Below are 14097 nucleotides of genomic sequence, written 5' to 3'. Positions count from 1 at the left end.
GTTACCCCGTGATTCCGAATCCCATATTCGGGGACAGGAAGGAACGAATCAAGTCTACAACAAAGAGGAAGGATAATGCCACGCACAGGTACATTTTCGCCTTCTGCGATACGGTTTGAAGCAGGTTGTCGATCTTGGGCGCGATCAGGTAGATGAAGAACAGCCCTCCGATGCCGAAGATCAGCAGGCCTTCCAGGCATATCCTGCCCTGGAAGTTAAAGAGCATGTCACTGTAATCCCACCATCTTTGCCCGAAAAAGAACTCCAGGCCAATGCTGGTAATGTATTCGACGGTTCCGCATAAGAGCATGATGAGCCCCATGGTTATAAGCGGCTGGCTGCGCCATCTTTTTAACAGCATCAGGATAAGGACGCCGCCGGTTCCGTAGATGGGAAGCCATGGCCCGAGAAGAAGGCCGCGGTTGATGATCATTCCGTCTTCTATGATGTGGATCAGGACTTCCCAGATCCATCCGGTAAAGGAAAAGAGGAAGAACATCAAGATCAGGGATGTGGCGGAATATGCACGCTCATAGTTAAGATCCGCAAATGGACTGATGGCAAGTATTTCATTTTTCCTTTCTTCAATATATGCTCTCATAAATAACCCCCCTATACGATAAGACCGGAATGCTTGCTTTCTATGGTCTTATTGTATAGGGGAATTATTAAGTATCCCTTGTTATAATTCTGAAGATTTTCTAAATATAATCTAAAGATGGAAATATGTCTAGACTGCGTTCCAGGATGCCCTGCATATATGCGATGGCCGTTCCGTAATTGGTCATGGGAACGTCGGCATCCTGTGCGCATTTGAGACGGTATTTCATCTCCCGCTCATTCAGCGTGCAGCCGCCACAATGGACGATCAACTGATAGGGATTTAGTTCCAGTGGGAATTCCGTCCCGCTGGTAAACGTAAAGTTCAATTTCTTGCCGGTATACTCCTGTATCCAGCGTGGCAGTTTTACCGTTCCGATATCTTCGCACTGACGGTGGTGGGTGCAGCCTTCCGAGATCAGTACCGTGTCATTCTCCTTCAGAGAATCCAGGTATCTGGCCCCATTTACTACAGTCTTAAGATTCCCCTTATACCTTGCAAATAAGATAGAAAAAGAAGTCAGAGGAATGTCCTGCGGGGTGGCCTTCGAAACTTTGGCAAAGACCTGGCTGTCCGTGATGACCAGAGATGGCTTTTTCCCAAGAGTCTCAAGGGTACGGCTTAGTTCATCTTCCTTGGCCACGATGGCCGTGGCATCCGATTCCAGGATATCCCGTATCGTCTGCTGCTGAGGCAGGATGAGGCGGCCCTTAGGGGCAGCCTTATCTATGGGAACTACCAGCACTACGAAATCGGAAGGATGGATCAAATCCCCTACAATGCGACGGTCGCCGTCATCGGCGGGGGCAAGGCCTGCGATCAGTTCCTTCAGTTCATGGATGTTCCGGCTGGCGGTTGCACTGACCCAGATGACGTGCTCATCCGGCGTGTCCGAAGGAGCGGCCTGAGACGCTGCACCCGGGCCGGCTAGGTCAGCCTTGTTCATGACGATCACATATGGGATTTTCTTATCCTTGATCCGGTCAAGAATAAGAAGGTCTTCGCGGGTCATGCCAGCCGTGCCGTCAACCACCAGGACGGCGATATCCGTCTTGTTAAGCACCTGGTATGCCTTCTGGATCCGCAGCGCTCCAAGTTCTCCTTCGTCATCCAGCCCTGGCGTATCGATCATGACGACAGGGCCAAGAGGAAGCAGTTCCATGGCCTTTAGCACAGGGTCGGTGGTGGTGCCCTTGACATCCGATACGATTGCCAGGCTTTGTCCGGTCAGGGCATTGATGATGCTGGATTTCCCGGCGTTGCGCCTGCCGAAGATGCCGATGTGTACCCGCTCGGAAGAGGGCGTGTTATTTAGACTCATAATTTCGAATACCTCCTTTGGGCCCGGATGGACCTATAATTAGAAACGGAAATCTCTTCGGTTGTCTTCACGGATCAGTTTCAGATTCTCCAGGACTACCGCGCGCGCCTTTTCATTCGGTACGTTGAATACTTCCTTGTCGATCAGTTTCTGCCCAAGCGCTTTTGTCTCAGGAGAAGCGTAATCGGTCAAGTATTCCTCCAGCGTCATCAGCGCGTTGGGATGGCAGCAGTTCTGGATCTGCCCGCTCTTGCAAAGGGACATGAAGCGGTCGCCGGTTCTGCCTTCCCGGTAGCATGCAGTACAGAAACTTGGTATGTATTCCATCTCGATCAGCCAGCGAACGACCTCATCCAAAGTACGGTTGTCGATGACATCGAACTGCTCGGATTTCTCATCTTCCGGCTCCGGCTCGCAGTAGCCGCCGACGCTGGTTCTGGAACCTCCGCTGATCTGGGAGATGCCCAGGTGAAGAACGCGCTCTCTGGTTTTCTGGCTTTCCCTGGTGGAGATGATCATGCCGGTGTATGGAACCGCGATTCTTATGCAGGCCACGATCTTGGCAAAGGTATCGTCATCGATTCCATTGGTAAAGGAGGACGCGTCGATGTCGTCGGCATTGCGCAGGCGGGGTACGCTGATGGTATGCGGGCCAACGCCGAATGCTGCTTCCAGATGCTCTGCATGCATCAGAAGTCCTGCAAATTCATAGCGAAACTTATCCAGGCCGAACAGAACGCCTACTCCCACATCGTCAATGCCGCCTTCCATAGCGCGGTCCATAGCCTCAGTGTGATAGTCGTAATCATGCTTCGGACCCGTGGGATGGAGCTGCAGATAACTTTCCTTATGATAGGTCTCCTGGAACAGGATGTATGTACCGATCCCTGCTTCTTTCAGAAGGCGGTAATTGTCCGCCGTCGTGGCTGCGATGTTGATATTTACCCTGCGGATGGCCCCATTTTTATGCTTGATTTTATATATGGTGTCAATGCATTCCAGGTAATAATCCATGGTGTTGTGCACCGGATCCTCGCCGGCCTCCAGAGCCAGACGCTTGTGCCCCATATCCTGGAGCGCGATGACTTCCTTGCGGATCTCTTCCTGGGTCAGTTTCTTCCTTGCGATATGCTTGTTCTTCATATGATAAGGACAGTAGGTGCATCCATTGATACAGTAGTTGGAAAGGTACAGAGGGGCGAACATGACGATACGGTTTCCGTAGAAATCCTTCTTAATCTGTTCTGCCAGCTTGAATATCTTCTCGTTCATGGCGGGGTCCTGACAGGCAAGAAGCACGGAGGCCTCTCTGTGGGAAAGTCCCTTTCTTAAGGCAGCCTTATTGATCAAGGATTCCACCAGTTCCAGATTATCCTTGTTCTCATCCGCGTAAGCGAGAGTCTCCAAAATCTCCTCGTGGTTGATAAAGTCTTCAGCGTGTTTTGAATTTACATCATACATAACTTATTTCCTCCTGATATCAGATAGCATAATCGTTTATAGGTTCAGCGAATCGCCCCTGGCTGTGACGACGCGGTAGCCGATGGATTCCATGCGCCTCTCCAGGCATTGGCGGCATTCCGCGGCCTCGTCCCCGGTGCAGATCTTGTTGTCATACAGCGCATAGTCCTTTCGCACGCCGGTAGGCGACAGATTGGGCATGACCACATTAGCCCCCGCCAGAATTCCAAGTTCCCGCCCCTTCGGATCGATGGTGCCAAGCGCCGTGGTGGATGGCAGCAGGACCTTGGGAAGCATCAGCCTAAGAAGCCCCAGCATAAACAAAGTCAGTTCCAGAGTTCCGACCGCCTCGTTGGAAAACGGCGTGTCATGGTGGGGAATAAATGGCCCGATGCCCACCATCTGCGGATTGAGTTCCCGGATAAAGAGCATATCTTCGGCCAGATCCTGTGGCGTCTGGTAAGGCGAGCCCACCATGAATCCAGTGCCTGTCTGGTAGCCAATGTCTTTTAGATCCCAGAGACATTTCTGCCGGGCCGCAGCGCTTAAAGACGGCGGATGCAGCCTGGAATAGTGGTTGGCGTTAAATGTCTCGTGCCGTAAGAGATACCGGTTGGCGCCTGCCTCATAGAATGCCTGGTAGTCCTCCCGGGATTTCTCGCCGATGGAAAGCGTGATGGCGCAATCCGGATGTCTGAACCGGATGCGCTCAATCAGATGTACCATCCGCTCCCTGGTGTAATAGCCATCCTCCCCGCCTTGCAGCACGAAGGTGCGAAATCCCAGATCATACCCGATCCGGCAGCAGTCCAGAATATGTTCCTCACTAAGCCGGTAGCGGCTGACGTGGGGATTGCTTTTGCGGATGCCGCAATAGAGGCAGTCATTTCTGCAATAGTTGGTAAATTCGATCAGCCCCCGGACATACACGTCATGTCCGTAGTGCAGGTGGCGCTCCTTGCGGGCGAGTTCGAAGAGATATCCGGCAAGTTCCGGCGTCCTTCCGACAATCAGCGCTGTCCATTCATCCCTAGTCAGGGATCTTTGTGTCTTCAGCTTATCAATTAAATACTTTAAATCTTTCATAGATCACCCCATCCTATTAGTATTCGTTCTACCGCGCCTTCTTCATGATGAAACCGAATAAAAAAGACCCGGCGCCTATGGCGTCAGGTCCTAAAAAGGCAGAATTCCCCTGCCCCTATATATCATACGAATCTGTGCGCCTTTTCACGCAGGCGTTACCCTTTGTGATTAGTACGTGTTGGAAAAATTATAGCATAGGGGAATTGTTTATGCAATTTTAATATGTAATTTTAGGATAAAGTTTATTTTTTGACACATCTGCCATGATCAAACTAAATTTTCAGGAAAATGCATAAGAATGTATGATTAGGATTGGTTTGTTGATTATTGATAATATTTGAAGAAAAGTGTATATTAAACATATTATTAATAAAGATGTCATGAAATGCTGAAATGACGGGGTTAGGAACTTTTCTCCAGCCAGAGGGCAGATTACATAAAACAAGTGCAGGCCCAAGACTAAGGTTCATAATCAGAAATAGGAGGATAATAGTTAATGATTAAGAATTGGAGACAAAAGTAAGAACAAAAAGGTTTCACTATATAATTTATGCAAGGAGGAATGTATGGGAGTATTGATATGTGAAATTATAATGGGCATATTGGTGATCATTGCAGGAACTTGCATTTTTTCGTTTTTAAATGTGATTATTTACCGGGTGCCAAGGCAGATGTCCTTTGTAAAGTACTTCTCTATATGCCCCTCCTGCGGGGAGAGGCTGGAACCTAAGGACCTGGTGCCAGTATTCAGTTACCTGTTCCTGAATGGGAAATGCCGTTACTGCAAGGCAGCCATCGGAATCAGGGATACGCTGATAGAAGTGCTGGGAGGCCTCCTGGCGCTGCTGTGCGTGTATAAATACGAAAACTACGGAACGGCCCTGACGGTATTTGCATTTTTTTGCATATTGACGGTGGTGGCATTCCTGGATATAGAAACAATGGAGATTGAAGATGGATGCCAGATCGCGATGGTGATACTTGCGGCCATATCCATATTCACCATGCCCGAGACTTCGCTTTTAGCCCGTCTGGCAGGCGCGCTGTGTGTAAGCCTTCCGATGCTTGTGCTATCGATCGTGATTCCCGGGGCTTTTGGGGGCGGAGATATTAAACTGATGGCTGCCTGCGGACTATTTCTGGGATGGAAGATCACGCTGGTATCGGCAGCATTGGCCATTCTCTTTGGCGGCATCTACGGGTGCTATCTTCTGGCTGCCCAGAAGGCTGACCGCAAGGCCCATTTTCCTTTCGGGCCATTCCTGTGCATAGGCATGGCAATCAGTCTGCTTTATGGGATTCGGCTGATTGACTGGTATCTTTCTCTGATGATATATTGAAAATATGTATGGATAAAATGCAATCATTCTCTTTTCTATATGAGAAGCTCTTTACGAAAAAATCCCGAGCGGATGCTCCGGACTTTGTCTACAGTCTGCCTTTTTAGTCTTTATATGGCAAAAAAAGTGGTTTCGTGTTAAGATATATCCAATAAGCGTAATAAGGAGGACTGCCTATGGAGTCGGCCATTGTGATTGCAGGCCTGATCTGCGTATTCGTTATCGGAAGCGTGTATGCAAGATGGGAGAGGATAAGGAGGGCATATCGGATTGTCAGGAAGAAATTCGGACGGATGCCGGAGCCTGCTGCTTATGATTATAAAGAGATATCTATGTACTGGAACGCGGTCAGTGAACAGGCCTTGCATCCCCTGGATGATCTTACGTGGGGCGATCTGGATATGAACCAGATTTACGAGCGCATGAACCAATGCGAGTCTTTTGCGGGAGAGCAGTACCTCTATGCGCTGTTAAGGAACGTATCCCAGGATACGGCTTCGCTTGAGAAGATGGAAGAGAAGATGCGCTACATGGAAGATAACGAGAGGGAAAGGGAAGAAGCCCAGGTCAAGCTGATGGCGCTCGGAAAAAGGGACAGCAGCTATTATCTGCCGCAAGTCCTGGATGAGATCGAAGATTTCCAGATTGGCCACAGCTGGTTCTACCGGCTAATGCAGGCGCTTCTTTTCCTCTCTCTGGCTGGGGCGGTCATCCTTAGAAATGGATATGGATTGACAGTATTTGGTATGATATTTATATGCAATCTTTGCATTTATGCGGTTATGAAGCAGAAGTATGAGATCCATCTGGAACTGATGGAGAGCGTCCGGGGGCTGATCTATACTGGACGAGAGTTGACAAAAGGAACCAGCGGCGGCTATGAGAAACGATTTGGCGAGATATCGATGCATGTGGCGCAGCTGGGCGAGGCAGAGAAGCGGCTTCGAAAGGCAACGGTGCGCAGACAGGCCGGGATGCAAGGAGACGCGATGGAACTATTCGCAACCTACCTCACGGGAGCCACGCTCATTGATTTTACCATGTATAACCAGGCTATAAGGCAGTTGAAGCGGAAGATGGAGCATTTTAAAAAGGTATACCGTCTTGTGGGGGAACTGGATGCCCTGATCAGCGTGGTGTCATTCCGAAAAAGCCTGCCGCTTTACTGCCTGCCAAAGTTCAGCCAGGATTCCTGTGTTCATCTGGAGGGCCTGTACCATCCCCTGCTGAAAGAGCCGGTCTTAAATGATGTCGTGATGGTTAGGAACAGCATCGTAACAGGGTCGAATGCATCCGGAAAATCCACCTTCATCAAGGCTGTAACGGTAAACTGCATCCTGGCTCAGACCATCCATACCTGCATGGCAGGCATCGCAGAGATTCCTCATGCCTACATAGCCACATCCATGGCTGTGAAGGACAGCCTGATGGAAGGCGAAAGTTATTATATGAAGGAGATCCGGTCGCTGAACCGCATGCTTGGATATATGCAGGAGAATGAATTGGTGATCTGCGCGATAGACGAGATCCTTCGGGGAACCAATACGAAGGAGCGGATTGCGGCCTCCGCGGCAATCCTGAGGTACTTAGAAGAGAGGAACTGCCTGGTGCTGGTAGCCTCCCATGATATGGAATTGGTGAAACTGCTTGACCGGGAGTATGAGCATTATTATTTCTGCGAGCAGGAGGGGGAGGATGACATTGTATTTGACTATAAAATCCACAGGGGAATCAATGAAAAGACGAATGCCATACGCCTTCTGGAATACGTGGGATTCCCCGGGCAGATTGTATCTGACGCGGAACGCATCTACCGGTTGCTTGCGTCTGAATAAAGGAGCGTGATAAGATGGAGCCAGAATACATTACTCATAACTTCCAGCCAATCTATGATAAGGAGTCCCGGATTCTTATGCTGGGAACCATGCCTTCTCCGAAGTCAAGGGAAGTGGGATTCTATTACGGGCATCCCAGGAATCGCTTCTGGAAGGTAATATCGGACGTGTGCGGTGAGGAACTTCCACTGACAAAGGAGGAGAAGATTGCTTTTGCGCTGCGAAACCGTATCGCTGTCTGGGACGTGCTGGCCGGATGCGAGATCAAAGGAGCGGATGACGGTAGTATCCGCAACGCGAAGGCCAATGATATGAAGAGGATTCTTGATCATGCGGATATCCGGGCCATATTCACGACAGGGACTAAGGCAGCCCAGTTATATAAGAGATATTGCTACCCTGAGACAGGGGTAGAGGCTATCGGACTTCCATCCACCAGCCCGGCTAACTGCCGGACAACCTACGAGGAACTTTACCGGGCGTATTCGGTGATTGCCGGATGCTTGCAGGACTAGGAGGAGCCTATGATAAGAGAAGAGAGAGTAGATAGCCTGATTCGATATTTGAAGAATGAAAACGATGGATATGCATCCATCAGAGAGCCCATAAATTATGATGAGAAGCGTCGGCTTCTAAGAAGCCTAATGAATGTGCGCTGGCCAGGGGAGGCTTCAGAAGAATTCATGACCGGACAGGACGAGTTCCTGACAGAAGAGGCAGAAGAAAAAGGCATTGTGGATTATGAGGATATCCCGGTCATTGGAGACATCTACACCTGTATCGGCATCAAGAATATGGACAGGATCTCCCTCTGGAGAGGGGATATTACCAGGCTTCGGGCGGATGCCATCGTCAATGCCGCCAATAGCCAGATGCTTGGATGCTTTGTGCCCTGCCACGGCTGTATTGACAATGCAATCCATTCCGCGGCGGGGATACAGCTTCGGAACGAGTGCGCCAGGATGATGGAAGAGCAGGGCCATGAAGAGCCCACGGGAAAAGCGAAGATCACGCAGGGATACAATCTGCCAGCCAGCCATGTAATTCATACGGTAGGCCCAATCGTGGGGCTGGAGGTGACGCAGAGGCAGAAAGAGGAACTCAAGTCCTGCTATTTAAACTGCATGAAGCTGGCAGAGAAGGAAGGGCTTAAGTCCATCGCGTTCTGCTGCATCTCCACTGGAGAATTTCATTTTCCCAACAAACTGGCGGCCCAGATCGCCGTAGAGACGGTGGATCGCTACCTGTCTTCCTCCAAGCTGGAACGGGTGATCTTCAATGTGTTTAAAGAAGAGGATTATAACATCTATAAAAAGTTATTACAGTAAAGCCAGGATTGATTCGGATTATCGTACTTCCGCTTTTTTATAAATACGATACAATACAGGCTGGAGCAACAGGCAGGCAGCCAGATAAGCGGGAAGGATTACCCCTGCGATATCCATTACCTTGCCGCCTATTTCCACCAGTGCGAAGTCTTTGATGGAGATATATACCTCTAGCAGCTGGTCCGGGAAGAACGAGCAGATCTGAGGCAATGTAATGATCCTGCTCAAAAAAGGAAAGGCGCACAATAGAATAAAAGGCACGATAATTGCTGTCGCAGTAGAACGTGCTGCCGCGGATACAAGCATAGAAAGCGTAGAGGCAAATAAAGTACCTATATAGCCGCCTGCTGCAATGAGAAGATAGGCCTGGAAAAAGGTTATGTTGTAGATGCTTCTCCACAGATCCAGCTGGATGGGACAATTTGCTCCATCTGCGCCTAATGCCCATAGTACAATAAAAGTATATAGAAGTACGAACATAATGTAAAAAACGGAAGTAATCAAAAATCCAGCACCCATTTTGGATAGAATCGCTTTATTTCTTCCTAATTTTGATGAGAAAAAAATCGAATCCGCTTTTGCCTGGAACTCGTCTGAGAATATGCCGGACACCAGAAAACCTATGATCAATGCCAGAATTAGTATAAAGGTTGATATGTTCTGCAGCAATGCGCTCCATCCATCTACGTATTTATAATAAAACGGGGTCTTAAGGCTTTCATATTGGTGGATTAAATAATTCTTTTGCCCCTCTGTAAATGTTTCTTCTCCCGAATCAAGCCATTCTTTTAAATTCGAAATTCTTTTATCGTAGACTTGTTTTGCGTCTTCTGCGGAGACGGTGTCAATCGCATAATAATTGTAATCTCTCCATTCGCTGAATGCATTATTGATCAGATCCGTAATACCTTGGAACCCCTGCTTCTTAGCATATTCTTTGTTCTGTTCATCAATATCTTGCGACAGCGCTGCTTGTGAATTCGCTATTTTTGCATTCGTTTTGACGACTTCCTGGAATACCTCTTCTGTAAGATAACCTTCCCACTTGTTTTTTTCTGCCCGGAGTTTTCTTGCGGCAGAAATACCGCTGGAATGATTTCCGTTCCCGTCGACATACTCAACCCGGTTTATCGTCAGAATACTGGTTATGATGAGTATGACCAGCAAAAGAAGGACGGTTATTCTATTCTTAAATTTAGAGAAGACTTTCTTCCATTCATACCGCAGCATCTTCATCACCCGCCTTTTCCCCAAAATAGTATAAAAAGACATCCTCCAATGACGCTTCCACATGCCTAGCGCTTGCGCAGGGTTTCTCGCTGGATATGATCCTCAGCTCGACGCCATGCGGTTCGGATTTCATATTTGATATTTTATATTTTTTGATGAAAGCGGACACCATGCTCTTGTCCACAAGACACTCCCAAACGTCTTGAGGCATGGAACTAATGATTTGATCCGCGCTGCCCTTGTGCATAAGTTTCCCGTCCTTCATTAGCCAGATTTCGTTTGCGATATATTCGATATCGGAAACAATGTGGGTAGATAACAGTACCAGGCGTTCTTCGGATAGTTCGCTGATGAGATTGCGGAAACGAATCCTTTCATTCGGATCAAGCCCTGCCGTGGGCTCGTCAAGCACCAGGATTTTCGGATTGTTTAGCATAGCCTGCGCGATTCCAGCCCTGCGCTTCATTCCGCCGGATAATTTTTTCATCTTTTTGCCTGCCGCTTTGGTAAGTCCGACTTTGGCGATCAGTTCCTTAACCCGCCTCCTGGCGACAACAGGCCGTATCCCTTTTAACGCCGCAATATAAAGAAGATACTCCTGAACCGTGAATTCCGGATAGAATCCAAATTCCTGTGGCAGATAGCCTAGCAGTTTCCGGTAATTGCCGTCCATTTCAAAGATATCTCTGCCATTACAAGTAATGGTTCCGCTTGTGGGCTTGAGCAAGGTACACAGCATCCGCATGAGGGTAGTTTTACCAGCTCCATTTACGCCCAGCAGCCCGTAGACGCCGTTAGTCGTAGTAAGGTTCAGATGGTCTACGGCGGTAAAATCTCCAAACTCTTTTGTTAAATTCTCAAACTTTAATTTCATCAAAGGGCACCTCCCAATATCGATTACAGTACTTTAGCGTACGATAGACGGAAGCAGCCAGGAAAATCACCGCAAATCCTAATAATGAAAGCCATATAGGGACTGTGATCCGTCTATACACATTTTCATTTAAGATCATGAACATCCACACTGCGCTCCATAGAATGCACAAGGAGATGGCTACTGTTTCACTGAAGGAATATCTGCTGCATAGTATTCCGAAACAAATGCAGGCAGTTACGCTTAACGGAAATAAGAATTGAATCATTAATTCCATCAGCTTAAAATGCAGTCCAATAGAAGCAGATCCGCAGAATATGGTTAGCAGGGCAAGGTCTGTAATGCCGAACAGCAGCATGCGGGCGGCATAGACCTGTCTGAGAGAGTAATAAGAGGATGCCTCTATTTCCATACATTGGAATGTCCTGTTTTTCCATAATTCAGGGATAATGAGAATCACAAATAAGGATGCTATGACTCCCATGCTTCTTTGGATATAGACCGCCTCCCATTCGGCCATCAGCACGAACCATAATATTAGCAGAAGCACAAATTGAAGGATCCACCATCTTTTCTGTATTACTCTGAGCTGTATCCTTAAGAACTCAAAATAAGATAAATCATTTCCTTCTTCTGACGTATAAAAGGCTTCCCTTGATTTTCGGATGACTTCCTGCACTTTTTCGGTCTGCGGCTCAATCAGTGTCATTTTTTTATAGTTTTTAAGTTTTTCTTCCAGATTCATGTTCGTCCTCCTTTCCCAGAAGTTTTTCTAACTGTATCTTTGCCTGTCTTAGCCGATACTTCGCTAATGGGAGACTGATATGCAATATCCCGGCAATTTCCCTAAGTTTAAGTTCCTGGAAATAATAAAAGATAATCACCTCAAGCAATTCATCCGGCAATTGCCTCAGCGTCCATTCTAGAGTAAGCCTATTTATGACCTCCGCCATCTGGGGCTCGTCCGGGCCGGCCTCATCGTTTGGCCTGGCTTTATCAACCGGGATATCTTTTCGCTTTTTCAGATAGTCTTTACACAGGTTAGAGGCGATCGTGTATAAGTAATTTTTTGTCTTCCCTTTATAATGATAGGATGACAGATTCGCGAAAAATCTCAAAAAAGTCTCTTGCGCCAAGTCTTCGGCATATCCTTTATCAGGACAGTGATGACTACAATAAGTTAGAATATCCGGATAATATTTTTGAACAAATAAGTCGCAAGCGTCATCTTTCCCTTGCTTCATTTTTCTGATTAAAAGAAAATCGGTATCCACATAGTCCTCCTTTCCTGATACTAGAACTTCAAAACGTTTATCTTATTCTATTATATATAACGAATCAAGGGGGCAAAAAGATAGGATGGAATTAAAAAGGAAATAATCAGAATCATTGACAGATGCTGACTGCATGTTGCAAAATAGAAGGAATAAAATGCAGGCAGGAATATGTCTGTCTGGAAGGGAATCATGCAGCAAATGGAAAATCTAGTTTTTAGTCTGAATGCAACAGTCCCGGTGTTCCTGATGATGATATTGGGGCTTTTTTTTAAGAAAATCGGATTTATCAGCGATACGCTTGCGGACGAGATGAATAAATTCGTGTTCCTGATACCACTGCCGGTGCTGGTATTCAGTGACCTGGCTACGGTGGATTTTGAAGAAGTATGGAATATGAAGTTCGTGCTGTTCTGTTTTGGAGCAACGGTGATAAGCATCGCCATTTCTACGGCAGTCTCATTTCTTTGGAAGGATAAGTCCATACAAGGAGAATTTATCCAGTCTTCCTACCGAAGCAGCGCGGCGCTTCTGGGAATTGCGTTTATCCAGAATATTTACGGGACGGCAGGCATGGCTCCGCTAATGATCATTGGAAGCGTGCCGCTTTACAATATGATGGCTGTACTGGTGCTGTCCTTATTTCGGCCGGGCCAGAATGGGCTGGATCGGCATGTTGTAAAGAGGACGCTGATAGGGATTATCAAGAACCCGATTATTATCGGTATTGTGGCTGGACTAGCCTGGTCAGCGCTTCGCATACCAATGCCCAACATTATGGAGAAGACGGTAAATAGCGTGGCAGGAGTAGCTACGCCTATGGGACTCATGGCGATGGGGGCCACGTTCGACATTCGCAAAGCGTTTGCCAAGGTGAAGCCGGCAGTGGCCGCCACATTGATCAAACTGATAGGGTTTGCCGCCATCTTTCTGCCGCTTGCCGCCCAGATGGGATTCCGGCAGGAGGAACTGGTGGCGATCCTGGTAATGCTGGGCTCAGCCACCACGGTCAGCTGCTTTGTCATGGCCAGGAATATGGGGCATGAGGGCGTGCTGTCTTCCAGCGTGGTCATGCTGACGACCCTGTTCAGCGCATTTACCTTAACTGGATGGCTGTATGTGATGAAGAGTCTTAGCCTGATCTAATAGGAAGTTAAGCCAGGGAACTTCCAAGTGCTCTGGCCTTTTCTATGTAATCGCTGCCTTTTAAGTCATCCGGCGTGTACATTCCGATGGCATTGATTTCGCCTGCGTTCTCCCAGCGCAGATAATGGCACAATGCATGATAATGATGATCCAAGGCATCCAGCGTCCACTCGTCCGCGTCTCCGCAGGCAGCCAGAAGAACAGCCTTTTTATTCTGCTCGCGCAGTTTCGCATTATTGGCGTAGAAGCGGTCGATTACCATTTTTAACTGGCTGCTCATCCCGAAATAATACAGGGGCGTTACAAAGACTACGCAGTCGGCTTCCAGCAGGAGCGGATTCAGCGTCTCCATTCCATCCTTATATACGCATCCTTCGTCAGCCGTGCGGCAATGGTCGCAGCCAAGGCAGGAGTGAAGTGTCTCTTGTCCAGCATGAAATGTGGTTATGCTGTGTCCCTTGCTTTTAGCGCCTTCTTCAAAGGCATTCCTTAAAAGAGAAGTAGTTCCATGCGGGTGCGGGCTTCCGTTTATTATCAGTATTTTCATAGTGGGCCTCCTTAATATGAATTTAATTTTTGTTACTTCTATGATAAGAGTTTG

14 protein-coding genes are annotated in these 14097 nt (G+C 47.8%); 5 read left to right on the top strand and 9 right to left on the bottom strand.

Going from position 1 to position 14097, the window contains the following annotated elements; all coding sequences use genetic code 11:
- Position 1: 1 nt before the first annotated feature.
- The 4 genes from HDCHBGLK_RS02950 to hydE form a co-directional block, all read right to left on the bottom strand.
- The gene (locus HDCHBGLK_RS02950) at positions 2-601 is read right to left on the bottom strand and encodes a putative ABC transporter permease (protein ID WP_004607366.1); all 600 of its coding nucleotides are present in this window, start codon (positions 599-601) and stop codon (positions 2-4) included.
- Between the two features lie 100 nt (positions 602-701).
- A complete protein-coding gene (gene hydF / locus HDCHBGLK_RS02945) occupies positions 702-1922 on the bottom strand; it encodes a [FeFe] hydrogenase H-cluster maturation GTPase HydF (protein WP_004607365.1) in 1221 nt (406 codons plus the stop codon).
- A gap of 39 nt (positions 1923-1961) precedes the next feature.
- The gene (hydG, locus tag HDCHBGLK_RS02940; protein ID WP_004607364.1) at positions 1962-3383 is read right to left on the bottom strand and encodes a [FeFe] hydrogenase H-cluster radical SAM maturase HydG; all 1422 of its coding nucleotides are present in this window, start codon (positions 3381-3383) and stop codon (positions 1962-1964) included.
- Positions 3384-3419: 36 nt separating this feature from the next.
- On the bottom strand, positions 3420-4469 hold the full coding sequence (gene hydE, locus HDCHBGLK_RS02935; RefSeq protein ID WP_039909758.1) for a [FeFe] hydrogenase H-cluster radical SAM maturase HydE: 1050 nt from the start codon (positions 4467-4469) through the stop codon (positions 3420-3422).
- Between the two features lie 566 nt (positions 4470-5035).
- Here hydE and HDCHBGLK_RS02930 point away from each other — a divergent pair.
- From HDCHBGLK_RS02930 to HDCHBGLK_RS02915, 4 genes are all read left to right on the top strand, one after another.
- Complete coding sequence (locus tag HDCHBGLK_RS02930; protein ID WP_004607361.1) at positions 5036-5809, top strand: prepilin peptidase; 774 nt, start codon at positions 5036-5038, stop codon at positions 5807-5809.
- A gap of 176 nt (positions 5810-5985) precedes the next feature.
- Positions 5986-7644 carry a MutS-related protein gene (locus HDCHBGLK_RS02925; RefSeq protein ID WP_004607360.1) on the top strand — a complete coding sequence of 553 codons (1659 nt, stop codon included), beginning with the start codon at positions 5986-5988 and terminating at the stop codon, positions 7642-7644.
- Between the two features lie 14 nt (positions 7645-7658).
- Positions 7659-8159, top strand: coding sequence for a DNA-deoxyinosine glycosylase (locus HDCHBGLK_RS02920; RefSeq protein ID WP_004607359.1), 501 nt, complete (start codon positions 7659-7661; stop codon positions 8157-8159).
- Between the two features lie 9 nt (positions 8160-8168).
- The gene (locus tag HDCHBGLK_RS02915) at positions 8169-8972 is read left to right on the top strand and encodes a protein-ADP-ribose hydrolase (RefSeq protein WP_004607358.1); all 804 of its coding nucleotides are present in this window, start codon (positions 8169-8171) and stop codon (positions 8970-8972) included.
- Positions 8973-8990: 18 nt separating this feature from the next.
- Here the strand turns inward: HDCHBGLK_RS02915 and HDCHBGLK_RS02910 are convergent, their stop codons facing one another.
- Genes HDCHBGLK_RS02910 through HDCHBGLK_RS02895 form a run of 4 tightly spaced genes read right to left on the bottom strand, consistent with a single transcriptional unit; the run spans position 8991 to position 12350 of the window.
- Positions 8991-10202: an ABC transporter permease subunit gene (locus HDCHBGLK_RS02910; protein ID WP_039909755.1), complete on the bottom strand. Its 1212-nt coding sequence runs from the start codon at positions 10200-10202 to the stop codon at positions 8991-8993.
- Positions 10189-11076, bottom strand: coding sequence for an ABC transporter ATP-binding protein (locus tag HDCHBGLK_RS02905; protein WP_004607356.1), 888 nt, complete (start codon positions 11074-11076; stop codon positions 10189-10191). The genes HDCHBGLK_RS02910 and HDCHBGLK_RS02905 overlap by 14 nt, the downstream gene beginning before the upstream one ends.
- The gene (locus tag HDCHBGLK_RS02900) at positions 11060-11821 is read right to left on the bottom strand and encodes a hypothetical protein (protein WP_004607355.1); all 762 of its coding nucleotides are present in this window, start codon (positions 11819-11821) and stop codon (positions 11060-11062) included. The genes HDCHBGLK_RS02905 and HDCHBGLK_RS02900 overlap by 17 nt, the downstream gene beginning before the upstream one ends.
- On the bottom strand, positions 11799-12350 hold the full coding sequence (locus HDCHBGLK_RS02895) for an RNA polymerase sigma factor (protein WP_004607354.1): 552 nt from the start codon (positions 12348-12350) through the stop codon (positions 11799-11801). Before HDCHBGLK_RS02895 ends, HDCHBGLK_RS02900 begins: the two co-directional genes overlap by 23 nt.
- Positions 12351-12551: 201 nt before the next feature.
- Here HDCHBGLK_RS02895 and HDCHBGLK_RS02890 point away from each other — a divergent pair, with 201 nt between their 5' ends.
- Positions 12552-13496, top strand: a complete 945-nt coding sequence (locus HDCHBGLK_RS02890) for an AEC family transporter (RefSeq protein ID WP_039909772.1) — start codon at positions 12552-12554, stop codon at positions 13494-13496.
- 7 nt (positions 13497-13503) lie between these two features.
- On the opposite strand, the gene HDCHBGLK_RS02885 is transcribed toward HDCHBGLK_RS02890, so the two are convergent.
- Positions 13504-14043: a flavodoxin family protein gene (locus HDCHBGLK_RS02885; RefSeq protein WP_004607351.1), complete on the bottom strand. Its 540-nt coding sequence runs from the start codon at positions 14041-14043 to the stop codon at positions 13504-13506.
- Positions 14044-14097 lie beyond the last annotated feature (54 nt).

Origin of the sequence: [Clostridium] scindens ATCC 35704 (assembly GCF_004295125.1) — a bacterium.
Taxonomy (GTDB): domain Bacteria; phylum Bacillota; class Clostridia; order Lachnospirales; family Lachnospiraceae; genus Clostridium_AP; species Clostridium_AP scindens.
This window is presented reverse-complemented; position numbering and strand designations above follow the sequence as displayed.